Origin of the sequence: Methylovirgula sp., assembly GCF_037200945.1 — a bacterium.
Taxonomy (GTDB): Bacteria; Pseudomonadota; Alphaproteobacteria; order Rhizobiales; family Beijerinckiaceae; genus Methylovirgula.
Map to the genome: position 1 here is coordinate 3,104,966 of NZ_JBBCGP010000001.1, position 20,004 is coordinate 3,124,969.

Consider the following 20,004-nt stretch of genomic DNA (forward strand, 5'->3'; position numbering starts at 1 on the left):
TTTAGTCGGCGATTCCGCTACCTGCTTTTCGTTTGACTGTGTCTGTCCAATTACTTCTGGTTCGTCCTGTTCTGCCGATTAGAGCTGGTCTGTCGGCAGCGTAGCGGGCAACACGTCTGCCGCTCTTGGCCTCGATGTCGCTGATTATCGTTTGCGCAGAAGGGATGAGATTCATGTTTTCGAGGGTTTGCAGAAAAGGTCTCGTGGACAGGACATGGACACTGCGATCGAGCCTGGTATCTCCGAATGGGCCGTCTTCCGTTAGTATAAGGCTTATCGTTTCCGATCCGTAACGGCGCGGCGCTTGAACTATGAACCAGGAGATTGCTGCGTCTCCGAGGCCTTCCGTTGCATGGGGCTCGATGCCCGCAATTTCTCTTTCGACAGCTTCATGATAAGCGCCGATAATTGGGCTCTTGATGATATCTATCTTATCTTTGTTACCGGCGAACCAGTGTTTAAGTTCAGGCTCGCCGGGTGAGTCTGGTTTTCTAAGGCATTCTTCTCTAACGATGTCGAGAACGTGGATCGGTACTCCGAAAAGATTGAGGAGATCCGTCCGTTCAGCAATCGCGAGACTTATGAGCGGTCCACTGTCGGCAACGACGAGTGTGATTGGTTTAGGCACGTTGCGCCTCGGTTTGTCTTTTCGTGGCCAAAGTAAGTTTTTTGCGAATGGCCTTAGTTGCGGCATCTGACGCCGCTTGTTCGGCGGTCAGTAGATGTCTGCGCAAGCGCACGCCGCTGCTGGCTGCCGCCGCGTAAAGATCTCCGACTGTGTCCAGACCTGCCCGGCGCATGGCCCTTCTGGCTGTTAAGGAGCCCGACTGCCAGGCGGTCAGAATATCGTACAGGGACTCCGGCATGACCGGATCTGTCGCTTTGGATTCCATTTTTGCCTCGAAAGGTTGATTTTTTGGGGGCAGAGCGATTTTGCCCGCAGAAACTAGAACAATAATAGAACATCATCGATTTTTGGTCAATGAAGCTCTCTGGGGGAGATCGCACCAGTTCTGCCTTTAGGGAGGCTATCCCACCGCAAGGCGGCTCGCTCGCTGCGGCACTATATGGGGCGCGCTTCGCTCGCGGCCTGCTAGGTTTGTGCCTTATGAAGGTCTTCCAGTGCCATCTCTATTTTGCGCCCGGAGTGCCATTTTAAGATTGCTCCGACAACAGCTGTAGGCGCAATATAGAGATGACACCCCTGTGCAAGGTTCAAATGGCACTCACCCGCCGATTGGGGTTGGCGGAGGTGATGCCAGATTGTCAATCGTGTGTGGACGCCCCGTTGGATGCAAGGGTTTTTCTATGGGTAAGGGTGTGGTCAGGCGCTTTCGTGTGTCCGGCCTCATGATGCGGCTTTTCACACGCCGCGGGCCCGTATGGGAAGTCCGCGAGCCGAGTCCAAATCGGCGTTGCGCGCTCGAAGCGCTCCGATTGACGCTGGTTTTCTCGGCTCCGTCTCATTGACCGTTTGCCCTTACCCGTTGATCGACCTGCTCACATCTCCGACGTCTTCAGCTGCGGTCGACGCTCAGGCGCCGGCCAGCCGCGAAGCTTGATAAATTCCACCCTTAGTCATTAATGCCCACGCAATCCGCGCGGTGCGATTTGCAAGAGCCACCGCGACGACCAGCCGCGGCTTTCTCGCCATCATTCGTGCCAGCCACGATCCCTCTGGCGCGCCTTTTCGTGCAGCCCATCGCACCTGCGTTATCGCGCCGCTAACGAGCAGCCGACGCAAATCCCGCTGGCCCATCTTGGATGTTCCGCCTAACTTAGTCTTGCCTCCAGATGAGTTCTGCTTAGGCGTCAAGCCCAACCAGGCAGCAAAATCCCGCCCCTTGCCGAAGCTTTCGGGCGGAGGTGCCAGGGCTTCCATTGCGGTCGCGCAGATCACCCCAATTCCCGGGATGGTCATCAAGCGTCTTGCAGTCTCGTCAGCCCGCGCCCGCTCGCGCAATTCTTTTTCGAGCAATGCGATCTGTTCGGAAAGCTTCGTTATGTGGTCAAGAAGCAGTCGGCAGACCCCAAGGATGCAAGCCGGTAGGCCGCTGCTTTCCGGATCCTGAGTCGCTGCCGCAAGCCGCTCGACATGTGCCGGTCCATTGGGAGCAACTACGCCGTACTCGGCCATGTGTCCGCGAACAGCATTGATGGCTTGCGTGCGTTGACGGACGAGAAGATCACGGGTCTTGAACGCAACCCCGGCCGCCTGCTTCTCGACGGATTTCACCGCCACGAAACGCATAGTGGGTCGGGATGCGGCTTCAGCGATCGCTTCCGCATCAGCGGCGTCATTCTTGTTTCGCTTCACGAAAGGCTTCACGTAGATCGGCGCAATCAATCGCACGTCGTGTCCGAGCGCGCTGATTTGCCGGGCCCAATGGTGCGCGCTAGCGCAAGCCTCCATGGCAACAAGACATCTCGGCATGGCGGCGAAGAACGGGAGAAGTTTCGCTCGTGAGAGCGTCCGGCGGAACGCAACCGAGCCGTCCGATCCCGCTCCATGGAGCTGGAATACATTCTTCGCCAGATCAAGCCCGATGATGCTAACTTCTTTCATGGACGCCTCTCCTCTCCTCGCGGTCCTTCGACAACCGCGACCTTGGCACAAGATGCCGTCGGAGGGGCGTCCACCCCATCGGCGTTGAACTTTGACCCCCGATCGGCGCGCAAAAGTCACCCCGTTCATTTGCGCGTTGTGACGGAATGAGGGCGTAGCCCGACTGGAGTTACAACGCGCTTGGCTACCTGATCAGGCGCGGTTCTTGAAGCGCCAGCTTTCGTTGCCGGTCTCGACGATGTCGCAGTGATGGGTGAGACGATCGAGCAGCGCGGTGGTCATCTTCGGATCGCCGAAGACACTCGGCCATTCGCCGAAGGCGAGATTGGTCGTCACCAGGATCGAGGTACGCTCATAGAGCCTGCTGATCAGATGGAAGAGAAGCTGGCCGCCGGCCTGGGCGAAGGGCAGATAGCCAAGTTCATCGAGGATAATGAAGTCGAGGCGCGTCAGATAATCGGCAAGGCGCCCCTGGCGGCCGGCGCGTCCCTCGGCCTCGAGGCGGTTGACGAGATCGACGACGTTGAAGAACCGGCCGCGTGACCCGCCGCGGATGCAGGCGCGTGCAATGGCAATGGCGAGATGTGTCTTACCGGTTCCGGTACCGCCGACGAGAACGACGTTACGCTGTTCGACGATGAAGTTACCGCCGGCGAGATCGCGCACCAGGCTCTCGTTGATGGGTGTGTCGGCGAACAGGAAGTCATCGATATCCTTGGCGAGCGGCAGCTTGGCGACCGTCAGCTGGTATTTGATGGATCGGGCGTGCTTCTCGTTGATCTCGGCCTTGAGAAGATCGCCGACGAAGTGCTGCGGCTCATGCTGACGTTTGACAGCTGTTGCAAGGGTCTCGTCGTAGGCATTCCTCATGCCAAAGAGCTTGAGGTTGCTCATCATGTCGAGAACTTCGGTACGTTCCATGATCATGTGATCCTGAGCTGATCGTATCTGGCACAATCGGCGGCAGGCGCATGCCGCAACCTAAGCGCCTCCGGGGTAAGGATGATGGGCGAGGGACCGGGATCGCGGCGCCGCGCGAGGATATTGAGGATGACGTCAGCGCTATAAACACCCTCGGCCAGGGCCTCCGCGCAGGCGGCTTCGACCGCCGGCAAGCCGTCTGTCAGCACAGCCGCGAGAACTTTGACCATCTGCCGATCGCCATCATTGGACCCGGTGAGCTTGCGCCGGACACGCTCCAGGGCAGCTGGCAGCACCCAGTCCTTGAACGGGGCGCCATTGCGCAAGGCGCCGGGCTTGCGGGCGAGGATCGGGACATAATGCCAGGGATCGTAGATCGTCTCGCCGCGCCCATAGCAGCGCGCGTGTTCTGCAACGACGCGGCCCTCCTGACGGATCACGACCCGGTCGGCGTAGGCGAAGATCTCGACGGGCCGCCCGATGGCCGCGGCATTGACCGAGTATTTATTGTTGTCGAAGCGGACCAGGCAGGTCTTCGACACCGACGCCGGGAGCGCGTGGAATCCGTCGAACCGGCCGCGATAAGCAACAAGCTGCGGCCGCTCCTCTTCGAACATCTCCCAGATCGTACGCTCGGGACGTTCCGGGTGCGGATGCATCTTGGCATAGGCAATGATCTTGTCGGTCAGCCAAGCGTTCAACTCGTCATAGGTCTTGAACTTCAGCCGTGGCGTGAAGAAGCGCTCACGCACGAGACCAACCTGGTTCTCGACCTGACCCTTCTCCCAGCCGGACGCCGGCGTGCAAGCAACGGGCTCGACCAGATGATGTGCACACATCTGCAGGAAGCGGCGATTATATTGGCGGTCCTTGCCGAGGAAGATTGTCTCTACCGCCGTCTTCATATTGTCGTAGATGCCACGCGTGCAGGCACCCTTGAAGAAGGCAAAGGCCCGCTCATGCGCGTCGAACACCATCTCCTGCGTCTCACGCGGATAGGCTCGGACGAACATCATGCGGCTATGGCAGAGACGGACGTGCGCGACCTTCACGGTCGTCGTCACGCCATTGATCACCACGACATCGTGGCTCCAGTCGAACTGGTAGGCCTCGCCCGGCGCAAATGACAAAGGCACATAGGCCTCAGCCGTGACGCTTATTTGCTCCCGGCTCCAACTGCGGGCATAGCGCCTGACGGCATCATAGCCACCATCATAGCCTTTGGCTTGCAGCTCTTCGAAAAGCCGGATCAACGTCAACCGCTCGCGGGCCGGTTTGCCGACATTCCCCGTAAGCATCAAATCGAGCGCGGCTTTCCAGCGCCCCAGCTTCGGACGCGGCTGAACCTCCCGCTCATAAGAAAACGATGTCTCTTCCGACCGCAGCACCTTGCGGACGGTGTTGCGAGAGATCTTCAACTCGCGCGCGATCTCCTTGATCGACTTACCCTTGACTAGATGCTCCCGCCGTATCCGGCCAATCGTCTCCACAACCAGCATCCCCCACCGCCCGCTCAATCCAAAGCGGGCACACTGCAAACACTTCTCAGGGGGTCAATATTCCACGCCGATCCCCCTATCTACGGGGGTCAATATTCCACGCCGGATCACAGCCAGATGGCGGTGGTGTCGATGAGCGATCGAGAGTTTTCTCGTCTCGATGTTTTGCTGGATTTGAGAGCGGGCCGGATATCGGCTGAGGATGCCGGCGCCATGATGGGGCTGCGGCGGCGCCAGGTTTTCCGCATTCTGGCGGGTTTTCGGAAGGATGGCGCAAGGAGTCTGGTCTCGAAGCGCCGCGGGAAGCCGAGCAATAACCGCCTGCCGCCGGAAGTCCGCGATCTGGTCATGGAGGTCGTGAAGGAACGCTATTCTGATTTCGGGCCAACGCTGGCGGCCGAGAAGCTTTCTGAGGTGCACGGCTACAGGCTCTCCCGCGAGACGCTGCGCAAGTGGATGATTGAGGATAGCTTGTGGACGCGGCGGAAGGATCGTCGCAAGGACGTTCATCAGCCGAGGAATCGACGTGATTGCCTCGGCGAGCTGGTTCAGATCGATGGATCCGATCATTGGTGGTTTGAGGAGCGAGGGCCGCAATGCACCCTACTCGTGTTTGTTGACGATGCAACAAGCCGGCTGATGCATTTGAAGTTTGTCACGAGCGAAAGCGCCTTCGCTTATTTTCAGTCGACGCGTGAGTACCTTGAATGCCATGGCAAGCCGATCGCGTTTTACAGCGATAAGCACTCGGTGTTCCGGGTGTCGAAGACGCATGCCGTTGGCGGCGATGGCATGACGCAGTTTGGACGGGCGCTGCACGAGCTGAACATCGATATCTTGTGCGCGAACAGCTCGCAGGCCAAAGGCCGTGTCGAGCGGGCCAATCAGACGCTTCAGGACCGCCTGGTGAAGGAACTCCGGTTGGCTGGTATCAGCGACATGGATGCTGCGAACGGCTTCCTGGGCTGGTTTATGGCGGACTATAATGCGCGTTTCGGTAAGCCGCCGCGCAACGACAAGGATCTTCATCGGCCTTTGGGTCCTGCGGATGATTTGGACGGCAGTTTTGCCTGGCGCGAGGAAAGGACGGTCACTTATAATCCGACGGTTCAATACGATCGCGTCATGTTCCTTCTTGAACCGAACGAGGTGACCCGAGGCCTCGCGCGCAAGCGTGTCTGGATCTACGACCTCCCAGATGGACGCGTTGAGGTTCGGCACAATGGCAAGTCCCTGCCCTATACGACGTTTGATCGGGTCGCCAGGATTGATCAAGGGCCGATCGTCGAGAACAAGCGGTTGAGTGAAGCCCTCAATATTTGCCGGGAGCTTCAAGCGAATATACCGCCAAAGACGCGGAGCCGTAGCGCGCCGAGGCGCAGTGGCCAGACGAACCATATGTTCGTGCCGGTCGAGGCAAAAGAGCCGGTTTCTCCGAAAGTCGAGAGTCCGATCGAGGAGATCGGCGCCGGCGGTCGTCTGAACGCAGCGATGATGCTGGCACGGCAGATTGCGGGGAAGTTGCCGGCGCGAAAGCGTAAGAGAAGGCTCAAGCCGCGGGCGGGATTTCAGGAGGCTGCGGAATAGGTGATTGCGCGACCTTCTGGCTGGGGGTGTTTTGACGTAGTGTGCCCGTTAAAATGAAAAACGCCCCATCTGGGCGTTTTTCATCCAAAACTCAGCTTTGATATTAAGCGCAGCGAGCTTCTTGTTTTGCATCTTGCGATTTGAGCGGCCGCTTTTTATTGCGGAGAGCTTGCCCAAGTTTGGGTTCGCGCTTAACCCAAGCACGGAGATAGCCTTGGGTGCGCTCCTCGGCTGATAGCATCAGCTCCATTAGGCGTTCACGGTTCATAGCAACCTCCAAAGGCGATCTTATATCGCTGAAACATTTCAATCAAGTGTTACGTTCCATAGACCATCCCAGATGGCCCTGAGCTTTCGGGAGTTCCTCAACCTTGAACCCCAATTTGTGAAAGGTCTCTTTTACATCCAGAAGCTTGAACAGAGCTTTTTCTGGTAAAGGTTCATCGTAGGCGAACATACAGACACGGGTAGGTTCAGCTAAATTGACTAATTCTACAATTCCTTCAAGGACTTTACCAAGTATTGCTACCCGATCATGTATATTTGTTATAAAAACGGCAGTCTCTTTTCCAGACCAATAAGTATATTGCTTGCCAGTCTTGCGATCTACTCCGACAATATAAAAAAAGAACTCAAAATCACCTCCAATCATCGGCGCTAATCCAACAACAAGAGAATAATCTATACCATCTTAATCTTCTACCGAATCAATGTCGTCAGTGTAACCGATATTTAATACTGCTAGGAATTCTCCATTATTTCTGAATATTTCAAATTTATCCCTTGGTTCCAGAGTCGAAATATAAGTCATAGCTAACTGTTCTCTGGAACGACCAAAGCTGTTGTATTTCGTCTTTTGATGATTCTTGCAATAGCCTGTTGATGCTTCTGGGGGGGGTGGATGGGGACTTGCTTAGGCAATAGCCCTCTTACATGAAATTTCGTGCTGAATCACTGGCGTAATGGCGAATGGTTTGATTCTGCCTTTGGTGAAGTTCTCCCACCGCAAAGCCGCTCGCTCGCTACGGCGCTATATGGGGCGCGCTTCGCTCGCGGCCTGCTAGGTTTGTGCCTTATGAAGGTCTTCCAGTGCCATCTCTACTTTGCGCCGCGAGTGCCATTTCGGGATTGCTATGACAACAGCATGGCCTAAGGCATTGAACTTATTGGAGCCTCGTTTGCAACGCCCGCTTATTCGAGGGCCAGCGTAAGCTGAGCGCAATCATAAACGAACGGAAGCGTCATAGTTTGGCGCAAAAGCGGTAGCCAAGGGGCTAGAATATCTGTTATCAATATTTGAAAGGCGGGACTTTCGGCATTTCTGGACAAGCTCAGCGCGCACATTATGACCGGGTGCTTTTTTCGCATTCGCTTTCAAGTGTGTCTGATTTACCTGAGGAACGATTGACCTGCCGCGCGCCGTTTGGTTGGCGGCACGTCCAGAATTGTGAGTTTAGAACAGGCATATCATGAGCAAAGGTAAAGATTTCCGCGGGCCGAGGAAACGTGGTTTTGATGACGATGGCCCGTCACCCTACGATGCACCGCGTCCGAGCCGGAGCAGCCGGCCCTCCTTTGGCGGTGGCGGTTTCGGCGGTGGCCCCGATTTAGCGCCCCCTAGCCCGAGCACCCCGCCGGTCGATGCGGTCGTCAAGTGGTTCAAAGGCGATAAAGGCTTTGGCTTTGTCGAATTGAGCAATGGGACCGGCGATGCCTTCCTGCATATCGGTGCTTTGCAGAGCGCGGGCTATGAGACTGTGCCGCCGGGCGCCAAGCTGAAAGTCTACGTTGGCAACGGCATGAAGGGCGCGCAAGTCACCCGCGTGCTTGAGGTCGACACGGCTGGCGCTGCCGAACGTGCACCGGCGCCGCGATTCACCGAAGCGCGTCCTGCGCGCCGCCATCCGGATCCTGCGACTGCAACGGAGATCGGCGGGACGGTCAAGTGGTTCGACGACAACAAGGGCTTCGGCTTCGTGCAATCGAATGATGGCGGCAAGGATGTGTTCGTTCACATCTCGATTCTTGGGCCGTCCGGCGTTCACCACCTCGCCGAAGGCCAGGCGGTAACGATGCGCGTCGTCGATACGCCGAAAGGTCGCGAAGCTTTGTCGATCAACCTCGCCTGAGCTTTCGCTCCGGGTTTCATTTCGCGGCGCGAGGCCATCCCTCGCGCCGTTTTATTTTGGACGGCCACTTTATTTGATCGGCCATGCAAAAGTCGCGCGACATTCAACGACTTCTGGAAATCATGACGGCTTTGCGCGCCCCGCGAACCGGTTGCCCATGGGACATTGAGCAAACTTTCGCTACGATCGTGCCCTATACAATCGAAGAAGCCTACGAAGTCGCCGACGCGATCGCACGCTATGATCTTGCCGATCTCAAAGACGAACTCGGTGACCTGCTCCTTCAAGTAGTCTTTCATGCGCGCATGGCGCAGGAGCAGAATGCATTTGATTTCGGTGATGTGGTTGAGGCCATCACGGCGAAAATGATTCGCCGTCATCCGCACGTTTTCGGCGCTAAGCGCGATCTTTCTCCCGAAGAAGTCAAAGGCTTGTGGGCGAAGATCAAAGCGGAGGAGAAAGCCGGGCGGCCGCAAGAGAAACCAGGTCTCCTCGCCGATGTGCCCGTGACGCTGCCCGGCCTGACCCGCGCCGTAAAATTGCAAAGCAAGGCATCAACAGTCGGATTCGACTGGAACGATGCGCGCCTCGTACTCGATAAAATCCGCGAAGAAACCCATGAAATCGAAGCCGCGCTCGATGCCAAGGACGACGCCGCAATTCAAGACGAGATCGGTGATCTCCTGTTCGCCGTCGCCAATCTGGCGCGTCATGTGGGCGCCGATCCAGAAGCCGCAATTCGCGGTACGAACGCAAAATTCGAGCGCCGTTTCGGCCATATCGAGACCGAGATCAGCCGTCGCGGTCAAAAGTTGGGTGAAGTCGGTCTTGCAGAAATGGACGCGCTCTGGAACGACGCCAAGGAACGCGAGAAATAGTCTGCCTCTCAGGCTATTGTTGCGCGACCCCAGCGCGCGGCCGCGCCTCTTCGACGAAACGTTGCCGCACTCTGTCGGCCAAGGACGGCGGCACGCTGACGGTGAGAAACAGCCGGCCGTCCGAACCCTCATTCCGGCTCAAGACTTCGGAATGCTCATAGAGCCAGTGCCGCCCTTGCCCGTCGGCTGGATCGAGCGCGAGTTCGATGACGACGCGTTCGCTTGATAGCAAAGTTTCGATGCGCGAGAGCAGGGCATCGACACCCTGCCCTGTGAGCGCCGAGATGAGCACCGGCCGCGCATTCGCAGGGCGCCGGCGCGCAGCGTTAAGCAGCGCAAGAGCGGTCTCGGCGTCGACCGCGTCAATCTTGTTCCAGACTTCAAGAACCCGGCCCGGTTGTTCGATGTCGATGCCGAGTTCGACAAGCACTTTATCGACATCGGTGCGCTGCGCCTCGCTGTCATCATGCGCGATATCGCGCACATGCAGGATGATATCGGCCTCCAGCACCTCTTCCAAAGTGGCCTTGAAGGCAGCAATCAGCATCGTCGGCAGGTCGGAGATGAAGCCGACTGTATCGGATAGGATAATCTCGCTTCCGCGCGGCAGCTTCAGCGCTCGCAATGTCGGATCGAGCGTTGCGAAGAGCATGTTCTCCGCGAGCACGTCGGCGCGCGTCAACCGGTTAAACAAGGTCGATTTGCCGGCGTTCGTGTAGCCGACGAGCGCGACGATGGGATAAGGCACGGCATTACGACTCTTCCGGTGAAGGCCGCGCGTTTTCTTCACCTTATCGAGATCGCGCTCGATTCGGGTGATGCGCTCCTGGATGAGCCGCCGGTCGGTTTCAATCTGCGTCTCGCCGGGGCCGCCGAGAAAGCCAAAGCCGCCGCGTTGGCGCTCAAGATGGGTCCATGACCGTACAAGCCGCGATTTCTGATAGGTCAGATGTGCGAGCTCGACTTGCAATGTGCCTTCACGAGTCAGCGCGCGGCGGCCAAAGATTTCGAGAATGAGCCCCGTCCGGTCGATCACCTTGCAGGCGAAAGCCTTCTCGAGATTGCGCTGTTGAACCGGCGAAAGTCCGCAATCCATGACGACGAGATCAATCGCCTCGGCCTTGGTGCGTTCCGCAATCTCTTCGACTTTGCCGGGCCCGATATAGGTCGCGGGGCGAATTTGCGTGAGCGTGACGAGCCAGGCATCAACGACGTCAACGTCGATCGCAAGCGCGAGACCGCGCGCTTCCTCGATCCGCGCTTCCGCCGACCGTGCATTATCGCTTCCCTGAACGGCATCGGCGCGACGCTTGTGCCGCTCATTGAGATAAGGCCCGATCACGAAGGCGCGGGTCCGCGCCACCAATGCTGTATTCGTGTCTGCGTCCCGGGACGTCACGAACCGGCCGGCGTCTCTTCGCCGGGTTCGAACATCTGAATCGGATGACCCGGCATGATCGTCGAGATCGCATGCTTATAGACGAGCTGCGAATGCCCGTCGCGCCGTAGCAAGACGCAAAAATTATCGAACCATGTCACGACGCCTTGCAGCTTGACGCCATTGACCAGAAAAATGGTGAGCGGGACTTTATTTTTCCGAACGAAGTTTAGAAAAGTGTCTTGTAGATTTTGAGTGCGCTCGGCCGCCATTTTTTCTTCCTGTTCTTTTTTGAGGCCCCGTTAAATACGTGACCCTGGACGCAACGAAAAAAACTCAAGGTGGACCAGCGCCAGCTTAGCTTTAGCGGCAGCCGACCAAGCGTATTAGACCTTATCGCGTGGCATAGCTGCAAGAGAGACTTTATCCTTGGCATGCAGGGCCAAATTCCAACTCCCGCTGCCCCGCCCTTTAGACGGTTGCTCTAGCAAAATTGTGAAACTGCGCCCGTAAACTCGTCGCGATGGCCCCTGGTTTGCCGCCGCCGACGGGCGCGTCGTCGATCGCGATGACAGGCATCACCAGCGTCGTCGCCCCAGTAATGAAGGCTTCTTCCGCGTGCTTGGCTTCATCGAGGCTGAAACGGCGTTCTTCCAGCCGGTAGCCCTTCGCCGCAATCAGATCGAGCAAGGTGGTCCGCGTCACCCCACGCAGAATCGACTGATCGACCTGATGCGTCACGATGATCTTCTCAGGCGTCACGATCCAGGCGTTGGAGGCGGCGCCCTCGACGACCATGCCATCCGCGTCGATGAGCCAGGCTTCATAAGCGCCCTGCTCCTTCGCCGCCTGCCGCGCGAGCACATTAGGAAGCAGGTTGATCGTCTTGATATCGGGACGTTTCCAGCGGATGTCGGGCAGAGATATGACCTTGATGCCTTTGGCAGCCTGGTGGGCGCCTTTCGCCGGGTCGATCGCCTTGGCAGTGACCACGAGGCTCGGCCGCACCGCCCGCACTGGGAAAGCATGATCCCGCGGGGCGACGCCGCGCGTCACCTGAGCGTAGACATAGCCGTCGCGGATTTTATTGCGTGTCAGAACTTCACGCAAAACCCGCGACAGCGCCTTGGGCGCCAAAGGTGCGGACATTTTGAGTTCGCGCAGGGATCGGTCGAGACGTGCAAGATGTCGCTCCTCATCGATCAGCGCGCCGCAACGGACCTCGCAGACCTCATAGACGCCATCGCCGAACTGATAGCCGCGATCCTCGATCGAAACGGTCGCCTGAGCCTGCGGCAGGTAGCGGCCGTTTACATATGCAATACGCCCCACCCTGCCCTCAATTGTTTAATTGCATCGGATTGATCCGAAAACCGCTGCCCACTTTTCGGTCCGATGCTCTAATCGATTCCAAGCGACTTCAATTTGCGATGCAGTGCCGAGCGTTCCATGCCGATAAATTCGGCCGTGCGCGAAATATTGCCGCCGAAACGATTGATCTGTGCGATCAGATATTCGCGTTCGAAGACTTCGCGCGCATCACGCAACGGCAGACTCATTAATCTTTCGCCGCCCGACCCGTTTGGCGTCGAGGGCACCAAAGCGCCGATCTCCGACGGCAACATGTCGGACGTCAGTTCGGTGCTGGGATCGCCAGCCGCGAGAATCATCAGGCGTTCGACATTATTGCGGAGCTGACGAATGTTGCCCGGCCAGTCGTGCGACTGCAGAACGGCCATCGCTTCATCGGCAATATTGCGTTTGGGCAGACCCGTCGTCGACGATATCTGGTCCATGAAAAATTCGATGAGTTCCGGAATGTCCTCGCGATGTTCGGACAGCGACGGCACCCGGATCGGCACGACCGAGAGGCGGTGGAACAAGTCCTCGCGCAAAGCCCCATCGGCAATAAGAGCCGGGAGATCGCGCGAACTCGAAGACAATATGCGCACGTCAACATTCACGCGCGTTGCACCGTTGACGCGCAAGAAATTCTGATCGACCAGAACCCGCAGGATCTTGCCCTGCGTCTCTTTCGGCATGTCGGCGATTTCGTCGAGATAAAGCGTGCCGCCGTGGGCTTCTTCCAGCGCACCAACCTTGCGGCTCTGCTGGCCGTCTTTGCTCTCAACACCGAAGAGCTCGATCTCCATCATCTCCGGCGTGATTGTCGCCGAATTGATGACAACAAACGGCGCATTTGCACGCGGAGAAGCATCGTGAATGCTACGTGCGACAAGTTCCTTGCCGGATCCCGGCGCGCCGGTGATCATCACGCGTGAATTCGCCGGCGCAACGCGACCGATGACCTGATGCAACTGATGGATCACGCTCGACTTGCCGACGATACGATTGGCGACGCCGGAGCGCGAGCGCAATTCGCTCAATTCACGCTTGAGACGCGAAGCTTCGAGCGCCCTCTCCGCGACCAGCACTAGCCTGTCGGCCTTGAATGGCTTCTCGATGAAATCGTAAGCGCCCATTTTGATCGCCGATACGGCGGTCTCGATATTGCCGTGACCGGAAATCATCACGATCGGCAAGGTCGGATGCGCGGTCTTCACCAGTTGCAGCAGTTGCAAGCCATCGAGATGCGAGCCTTGCAGCCAGATATCGAGGAAGGCAAGATGCGGCCGCCGCGCCTCGATAGCGCTGAGGGCCTCCTCGGCGTTTTTTGCCGTGCGGGTGCCGTGGCCTTCGTCGGACAGAATGCCCGACACGATGTCACGGATATCGGCCTCGTCATCGACGATGAGAATGTCGCTTGGCATTAAGGTTCAAGCTCTCGCTTTTAGCGTTACCACTTGGCAGTCTCAATGAGGGCAGTTGAACGTTCTTCCCCGGCAAACTCTTTGACGCCGTGCGAAGTGTCACCCTTCGGAAAATAAAGTCGGACGCAGGCTCCGCGGCCCCCCGGCGCATCAAGCAATTCAATACCGCCGCCGTGATCCTCGAGGATTTTAGCGACGATCGGCAGGCCAAGCCCGGTGCCTTCCGCTCGGGTCGTCATATAGGGTTCGAGCAGGCGGTGCCGATTTTCTTTCGGAAAGCCCTTACCATTATCGGCAATGAGAATTTCGACAAGTCCTTCCGGCGTCACATCCAGCGAAATCGCGATTTTGCCCTTCATGGGCTCGACCTCCGCTTGCGCTGCAATGCCCTCTGTTGCGTTCTTGGTGATATTGGTGACGGCTTGCGAGAGCAACCGCCGATCGAAATTGGCAAGCAGCGGCGATTGCGGTAGCGCGTCGGCAAATTCGATGTCCGGGTGACCGACGCGCATAAGGAAAATCACATGGCGCAAGCATTCGGCGACATCGTCCTGCACAAGCTGCGCCCGCGGCATGCGCGCGAAAGCGGAAAATTCGTCGACCATACGCTTGATATCGTCAACCTGGCGCACGATCGTATCGATACATTGGTCGAAAATATCGCGGTCATCGACAATAAGGCGGCCGTATTTGCGCTTCAGCCGTTCGGCTGAAAGCTGAATCGGCGTCAGCGGGTTTTTGATCTCATGCGCGATGCGCCGCGCCACATCCGCCCAGGCGGCGGTCCGTTGCGCGGTGACGAGATCGCTAATGTCATCGAGCGTGATGACGTAATTTTTTTCAGTACCGCCACCGAGTTCGGTCGTCACGGCTAAGTTGAAGGTGCGGTCACGCCCGCCTCTATTGACCGAAATTTGGCCGCGCGCCAGCCGTCCGTTCATCCCTCGCGCATCGTGAAGCACGGGCGCAACTTCCGGCAGCACATCATCGATGGCACGGCCGACGGCGCCGCGGCCATCCTCGCTTACAATGAGCTTCTCTGCGGATGGATTGACGACCGTGATCTGGCCCTTCCCGTCAACGCCGATGACCGCCACCGGCACGCCGGAGAGAACCGCCTCGGTGAATAGGCGCCGTTCGTCGATCAGTGTGCTCGCGGCAATCAGGCGGTTCTGCTGCAAGCGGATCTCGGAGGTCATTTTGTTGAAGGTTTCGCCGAGATGGCCCAACTCACCTTCGGAGGGGTTAACGGCGACATGGGCATCAAGGTTGCCGGAGCCGACCTCATCAGCGGCAGTTATAAGGCGCCGGATCGGCGCGACAAGACCATTGGCGAAGGCAAGGCCGACCCAGGTCGCAGCGAGCAACATGATCAGAGCAATCAGCACATACATTGTCGCAAAGGCGATCTGGATGTTGTGCCGGTAGGCGTCGAACATATCGTAGAACGTGATGAGGCGGCGCGCCTGCTGACCAAATTCGACGCCGAACGGTCCGACCGGCCGCGCGACATAGAGATATGCATCGTCAAAGGCTTGCAGCTTACGCAGCGCGACGAAGGTCCGTCCCTCGTCCAAAATCATGCACAACGGTTCGTTCTTGCTCGCGTCGGCAAAATCGTTGGGTTGCGGCCGCACGATTGGCGCGCCCTCCCTGCCCGCTGCAACGACCTTGTCGTCGATCTTCCCGTCCGGGTGGATCATTGCCGCTGCACCGAAGCCGAGCGCCTCGATGCGCGACGAGAAGAATTCGTGGAACAATTGCCGATCTGACTTGAAGAGCGAGACGCCGCGATCGAGGTCGGAAGCGGTCAATTGCGCCTCGCGCAGAAGCACGCGGCATTGACCCTCTTGGAAAAATTGCGCCGCCTCTCCCGTTCTTAAGATGAAACCGCGCACGTCGCGCAGGAACGTTGGATTCAAACTGCGGTCGAGCGTAATCGAGCCGACCAGCGCCATGAGAATCGCCGGGACAATAGCGATGATCGTGAATAGCCCGACAATGCGGATATGCAGCCGCGCGCCGGCTGCCTGTCGTCGCCGCGCAGCGATGATCGACCAGGCTTCGACCATCACAAAGCCGATGAGCGCCAGAATACAAACGAGGTTGAGGACGAAGAGGCGCAGAACGACGACGTCGGTCGGCGCGATCGACGTGTAACCGGCGAAAATCAGGAAGCTGATTAGCGCCGTGGCGATCGCGAGCACGACCACCGCGCGCCCGAAAATCAGGCGCTTCGGCGTTCTGCGCGGAACCTTGGGGTCAAGCGCATTCGTGGCTTCACTCATCCGGTTCTCTGCTTAAAGTCCGCGCGCCGGTCTCGCCGGCGGGCTGTTTCATCCCGCATGTCGCAAGCTTGTTTTATCAGGAACGGCCCGAAAAATCTGGCGTTGCACAGCGGTGACGCTGTTGCAGAATTACGACATTTCCGGGGCGAGTGGTCTCAGCGCGGCAGACGCATCAGCTTGATGTCCAGATCTTTGACCTTTTTGCGCAAAGTATTGCGGTTGAGGCCCAAAAGCTCCGCCGCCTTGATCTGATTGCCACGCGTGACCGCAAGCACAGCCGAAATCAGCGGATATTCCAACTCCCGCAGGACACGATGGTAAATGCCGGGCGGCGGCAAACCATCGCCGTGGGCGCGGAACAATTCGTTGAGATGCCGTTCAACAGCCGAGGCCAGGCTGTCGGTATGATCTGAGTCCTTCCCGCGCTCATCGCCGCCGGGGCGCGGCGCAAAGCCCGACAGGAACGGCGCAGCTTCAGCCGAGAGTTCGGCTTCGATCAAATGCTCACTGATCGATTCTTGCGGATAAAGTGCTGCGAGACGGCGCACGAGATTTTCGAGTTCGCGGATATTGCCCGGCCAGCGGTGCCGCTTAAGCCGCTCAAGCGCCGGTTGCTCGACATGTTTCAGCGGCAACCCTTCAGAAGCCGCCAGCGCAAAGAAATGATAAACCAGATCGGGAACGTCTTCGGCACGCTCGCGCAGCGGCGGCAGGCGCAGCGGCACGACATTGAGCCGGAAGAACAGATCCTCACGGAACAATCCCTGATGTATCAGATTGCGCAGGTCTTTGTTCGTCGCAGCAACGATCCGCACATTGGTCTTGATCGGCGTACGGCCACCGACGGTCGTATATTCGCCCTGCTGCAGAACACGCAGAAGCCGTGTTTGGGCTTCCATCGGCATGTCGCCAATTTCATCGAGAAAGAGCGTGCCGCCCTCGGCCTGCTCGAACCGTCCGGCCGAGCGCTGGTTGGCGCCGGTGAAGGCACCTTTCTCGTGGCCAAAGAGCTCACTTTCGATCAGGTCGCGCGGGATCGCCGCCATGTTGATGGCTACGAAGGGGCCGCTCTTTCGCTTGCCGTAATCGTGCAACGCACGCGCAACGAGCTCTTTGCCAGTGCCTGACTCACCGGTGATCATTACCGTCAGATCGGTCTGCATCAGGCGAGCGAGAACGCGGTAAATCTCCTGCATCGCCGGCGAACGTCCGACAAGCGGCATACCCTCGAGATCGACCTGCGGCTCCGGCCGAGTTCGTGTTTTCGGCTCGCTCATCGCGCGCCCGACGATATTGACGAGTTCGCGCAGATCGAACGGCTTCGGCAGATAATCATAGGCGCCGCGTTCAGACGCCTTAATCGCCGTCATGAAAGTGTTTTGCGCGCTCATCACAATGATCGGCAAATCCGGGCGCAGCTTTTTGATGCGCGGCAAAATCTCGAACGCGTTGTCGTCAGGCATGACGACGTCCGTGATTATGAGATCGCCCTCGCCGGCTTGCACCCAACGCCATAGAGTCGCGACATTGCCTGTCGTGCGGACCTCATAGCCGACACGAGTCAACGCCTGGCTCAACACCGTCCGGATCGCGGCATCGTCATCGGCGACGAGAATATTCCCGCCCATTGCAGTTTTGCTCCTGAGGGCTCCCGAGAGCCAATCCTTTTCTAAGTCTTTTTGGCGCTGCGACCGTCCGTCGGTGCGTACATCGGCATGAGCACTTTGAATATCGTCCGACGCGGCTGCGACTCGCATTCGATGGTTCCACCGTGATCACCAATGAGTTTGGCAACCAGTGCAAGTCCGAGGCCACTCCCCGAGCTCTTCGTCGTGATAAAAGGTTCAAACAGATGCTGGCGAATTTCCTGTGGAATGCCCGGCCCGTTGTCGCGAACGCAAAATTGCAGAGGCAAATTCACCGATCGATCCGAGTTTGGCAACTTTAGGCGAACGCCCGGACGAAAGGCCGTCGAGAGCTCGATCTCGCCGTCCTCGCTTGATTCACCGATTGCCTCCGCCGCGTTCTTAACAAGATTAAGGAAAATCTGAATCAGTTGATCGCGATTGCCGAGCACCGGCGGCAGCGATGGATCGTAGCTTTCGGTGAAGCGAATATGGCGCGCGAAACCGGCCTTGGCGATCCGCTTCACATGATCGAAAACGGTGTGAATGTTGACGCTTTCGCGCTCCAGCGGCCGGCTATCTGAAAACGCTTCCATCCGGTCGACGAGCTTCACGATCCGGTCGGTTTCGGTACAGATCAGCCGCGTCAGTGCGCGGTCGGAATCGCTTGCGCCGATTTCGAGCAATTGTGCAGCGCCACGAATGCCCGACAGCGGGTTCTTGATCTCATGCCCGAGCATCGCGGCCATGCCGGAAACAGATCGCGCCGCGCCACGATGCGTAAGCTGACGATCCATTTTTTCGGCCATCGACCGTTCCTGGATCATGACGACGACACCCTCGTCGAAATCCGACACCGGCATGACGAAAAGGTCGACCAATTTCTCTGTGCCGAGCCGCGGAATACCGAGATCGACGCGATATTCGGTGATCGCGGCATGCGTTGCCGTGACCTGACTAACAAGCGCGAGCAGGACGGAATCGTAGGGCAGCAGATTGGCCAGCGTTTGCTGAATCAAAATTGATCGGCTGATGCCGAAGAAAGATTCCGTCGCAACATTGGCTTCGACGACGAAGCCGTCAGGCGCGACCGCAAGCACCGGATGCGGCAGCGCATTCAAAAGTTTTACGGCATCGCGAAAAGCTTCGCTGGCCTTTTGCGGATCGCGTCGCCCGCGCGTACTTTGAGCCGACTTTTTAACGCTCATGCTGCGACTGCCGCTTCTTCAAACTCGAACAGAACTTCGAGAAGGGATTCAACCTCCTCCGGATTTTCGCTGGTGACAAGCCTGCGGCGCAGATGTGCCGCATCGGCCCTCGGCACATAAGTGGCGTAACCGGCGAGATGTTTGCGCGCATGGCGCATCCCATGCTCTTTGCCCATCAAGTCGAGCAGAGTGCGGTAATGCTCACGCGCAACGGCATGCCGCGTCTGGGCATCCGGCCCTTGTTCCGGCGGATCGCCCGCCAGATGCCGCGCAACTTCGCCGACGAACCACGGCCGGCCGACAGCGCCTCGGCCGATCATCACGGCGTCCGCGCCGGAGAGCCGCAGCATCGCATCGGCGTCAGCAAGGCTGGTGCAATCGCCATTCGCCACGACAGGGAGCGAGGCCGCCTGCTTCACCCGGCGGATCGCCGCCCAGTCCGCTTTTCCCTGATAGAATTGGCACCGGGTACGGCCGTGAACCGACAGCATGACGACGCCTTCAGCTTCGGCGCGGCGCGCCAATTCAGGAGCGTTCAGCGAACTCGCATCCCAGCCAAGCCGCATCTTCACCGAAACCGGTATTTTGACAGCACTCACGACGGCGTGAATAAGCCTCACGGCTAGATCGAGGTCGCGCATGAGGGCCGAGCCGGCCAAGCCACCAGTGACGCGTTTCGCCGGGCAGCCCATGTTGATATCGATCATCGCTGCGCCAGCGGCTTCGGCCTGCCGCGCGCCGTCAGCCAGGCTTTCAGGGCGGCAGCCGGCAATCTGGACGACGTGGTGAGAGATGCCGGCGCCTTCGGCTCGCAAAACTGCCTCGGACTCCCCGCCCAGATAGCAATCAGCATCGAGCATTTCCGTGAAAGTCAGGCCAGCCCCGAAGCGTTGTGCGGCCCGGCGCATGCCAAGGTCTGTGATGCCAGCCATAGGCGCGAGAAAAGCACGGCTCCGCAGCTTCAAAGGCCCGACCGCAAAATCAAATGGTTGTTTGCCTAAAATTTCATCTCTCTGGTGCATGCTTATACTTTAGTCAAAGTTCACGTTATAGACATTTGTGCAACGCGGCAACAGTGACTTGCGCGCCAAGCCTAAGTTTTAGCCTGCATTGACTGGAACAGCGAAACGCGACAGGAAAACGGCCCGTCCTGC

General features: G+C 58.2%; 16 protein-coding genes and 2 pseudogenes. 3 read left to right on the plus strand and 15 right to left on the minus strand.

What is annotated here, in order from left to right:
- Position 1 precedes the first annotated feature (1 nt).
- The 5 genes and pseudogenes from WDN02_RS15130 to istA all read right to left on the minus strand — a co-directional run bounded on the left by WDN02_RS15130 (position 2) and on the right by istA (position 4,986).
- The gene (locus tag WDN02_RS15130; protein ID WP_337294274.1) at positions 2-628 is read right to left on the minus strand and encodes a hypothetical protein; all 627 of its coding nucleotides are present in this window, start codon (positions 626-628) and stop codon (positions 2-4) included.
- Complete coding sequence (locus tag WDN02_RS15135) at positions 621-893, minus strand: hypothetical protein (RefSeq protein WP_337294275.1); 273 nt, start codon at positions 891-893, stop codon at positions 621-623. The genes WDN02_RS15130 and WDN02_RS15135 overlap by 8 nt, the downstream gene beginning before the upstream one ends.
- 641 nt (positions 894-1,534) lie before the next feature.
- Complete coding sequence (locus WDN02_RS15140) at positions 1,535-2,566, minus strand: IS110 family transposase (protein WP_337294847.1); 1,032 nt, start codon at positions 2,564-2,566, stop codon at positions 1,535-1,537.
- 192 nt (positions 2,567-2,758) lie between these two features.
- Positions 2,759-3,487: an IS21-like element helper ATPase IstB gene (gene istB, locus WDN02_RS15145; RefSeq protein WP_337291678.1), complete on the minus strand. Its 729-nt coding sequence runs from the start codon at positions 3,485-3,487 to the stop codon at positions 2,759-2,761.
- Positions 3,384-4,986 (minus strand): annotated as a pseudogene (gene istA, locus WDN02_RS15150) (IS21 family transposase). The gene istB and the pseudogene istA overlap by 104 nt, the downstream one beginning before the upstream one ends.
- Before the next feature lie 117 nt (positions 4,987-5,103).
- Here istA and WDN02_RS15155 point away from each other — a divergent pair.
- A pseudogene (locus tag WDN02_RS15155) lies at positions 5,104-6,390 on the plus strand (ISNCY family transposase); the annotation flags it as partial.
- Positions 6,391-6,676: 286 nt separating this feature from the next.
- Here WDN02_RS15155 and WDN02_RS15160 read toward each other — a convergent pair.
- The gene (locus WDN02_RS15160) at positions 6,677-6,841 is read right to left on the minus strand and encodes a hypothetical protein (RefSeq protein ID WP_337294276.1); all 165 of its coding nucleotides are present in this window, start codon (positions 6,839-6,841) and stop codon (positions 6,677-6,679) included.
- Positions 6,842-6,883: 42 nt separating this feature from the next.
- The gene (locus tag WDN02_RS15165) at positions 6,884-7,225 is read right to left on the minus strand and encodes a hypothetical protein (protein ID WP_337294277.1); all 342 of its coding nucleotides are present in this window, start codon (positions 7,223-7,225) and stop codon (positions 6,884-6,886) included.
- A gap of 817 nt (positions 7,226-8,042) precedes the next feature.
- Here WDN02_RS15165 and WDN02_RS15170 point away from each other — a divergent pair.
- Positions 8,043-8,702: a cold shock domain-containing protein gene (locus tag WDN02_RS15170; RefSeq protein WP_337294278.1), complete on the plus strand. Its 660-nt coding sequence runs from the start codon at positions 8,043-8,045 to the stop codon at positions 8,700-8,702.
- Between the two features lie 83 nt (positions 8,703-8,785).
- Positions 8,786-9,580 carry a nucleoside triphosphate pyrophosphohydrolase gene (gene mazG, locus WDN02_RS15175; protein WP_337294279.1) on the plus strand — a complete coding sequence of 265 codons (795 nt, stop codon included), beginning with the start codon at positions 8,786-8,788 and terminating at the stop codon, positions 9,578-9,580.
- A gap of 13 nt (positions 9,581-9,593) precedes the next feature.
- On the opposite strand, the gene hflX is transcribed toward mazG, so the two are convergent.
- From hflX to dusB, 8 genes are all read right to left on the minus strand, one after another.
- Positions 9,594-10,943 carry a GTPase HflX gene (gene hflX, locus WDN02_RS15180; protein ID WP_337294959.1) on the minus strand — a complete coding sequence of 450 codons (1,350 nt, stop codon included), beginning with the start codon at positions 10,941-10,943 and terminating at the stop codon, positions 9,594-9,596.
- A gap of 32 nt (positions 10,944-10,975) precedes the next feature.
- Complete coding sequence (gene hfq / locus WDN02_RS15185; protein WP_337294280.1) at positions 10,976-11,230, minus strand: RNA chaperone Hfq; 255 nt, start codon at positions 11,228-11,230, stop codon at positions 10,976-10,978.
- A 199-nt stretch (positions 11,231-11,429) separates the two neighbouring features.
- On the minus strand, positions 11,430-12,290 hold the full coding sequence (locus WDN02_RS15190) for a D-amino-acid transaminase (protein WP_337294281.1): 861 nt from the start codon (positions 12,288-12,290) through the stop codon (positions 11,430-11,432).
- Positions 12,291-12,358: 68 nt separating this feature from the next.
- The gene (locus WDN02_RS15195) at positions 12,359-13,729 is read right to left on the minus strand and encodes a sigma-54 dependent transcriptional regulator (RefSeq protein ID WP_337294282.1); all 1,371 of its coding nucleotides are present in this window, start codon (positions 13,727-13,729) and stop codon (positions 12,359-12,361) included.
- Positions 13,730-13,755: 26 nt separating this feature from the next.
- The gene (locus tag WDN02_RS15200; RefSeq protein WP_337294283.1) at positions 13,756-16,017 is read right to left on the minus strand and encodes a PAS domain-containing sensor histidine kinase; all 2,262 of its coding nucleotides are present in this window, start codon (positions 16,015-16,017) and stop codon (positions 13,756-13,758) included.
- A gap of 155 nt (positions 16,018-16,172) precedes the next feature.
- Complete coding sequence (ntrC, locus tag WDN02_RS15205; RefSeq protein WP_337294284.1) at positions 16,173-17,645, minus strand: nitrogen regulation protein NR(I); 1,473 nt, start codon at positions 17,643-17,645, stop codon at positions 16,173-16,175.
- 41 nt (positions 17,646-17,686) lie between these two features.
- Entirely contained in the window at positions 17,687-18,850 is a 1,164-nt protein-coding gene (locus tag WDN02_RS15210; protein ID WP_337294285.1) for an ATP-binding protein, read from the minus strand.
- The gene (gene dusB / locus WDN02_RS15215) at positions 18,847-19,872 is read right to left on the minus strand and encodes a tRNA dihydrouridine synthase DusB (protein WP_337294286.1); all 1,026 of its coding nucleotides are present in this window, start codon (positions 19,870-19,872) and stop codon (positions 18,847-18,849) included. The genes WDN02_RS15210 and dusB overlap by 4 nt, the downstream gene beginning before the upstream one ends.
- Between the last annotated feature and the right edge of the window lie 132 nt (positions 19,873-20,004).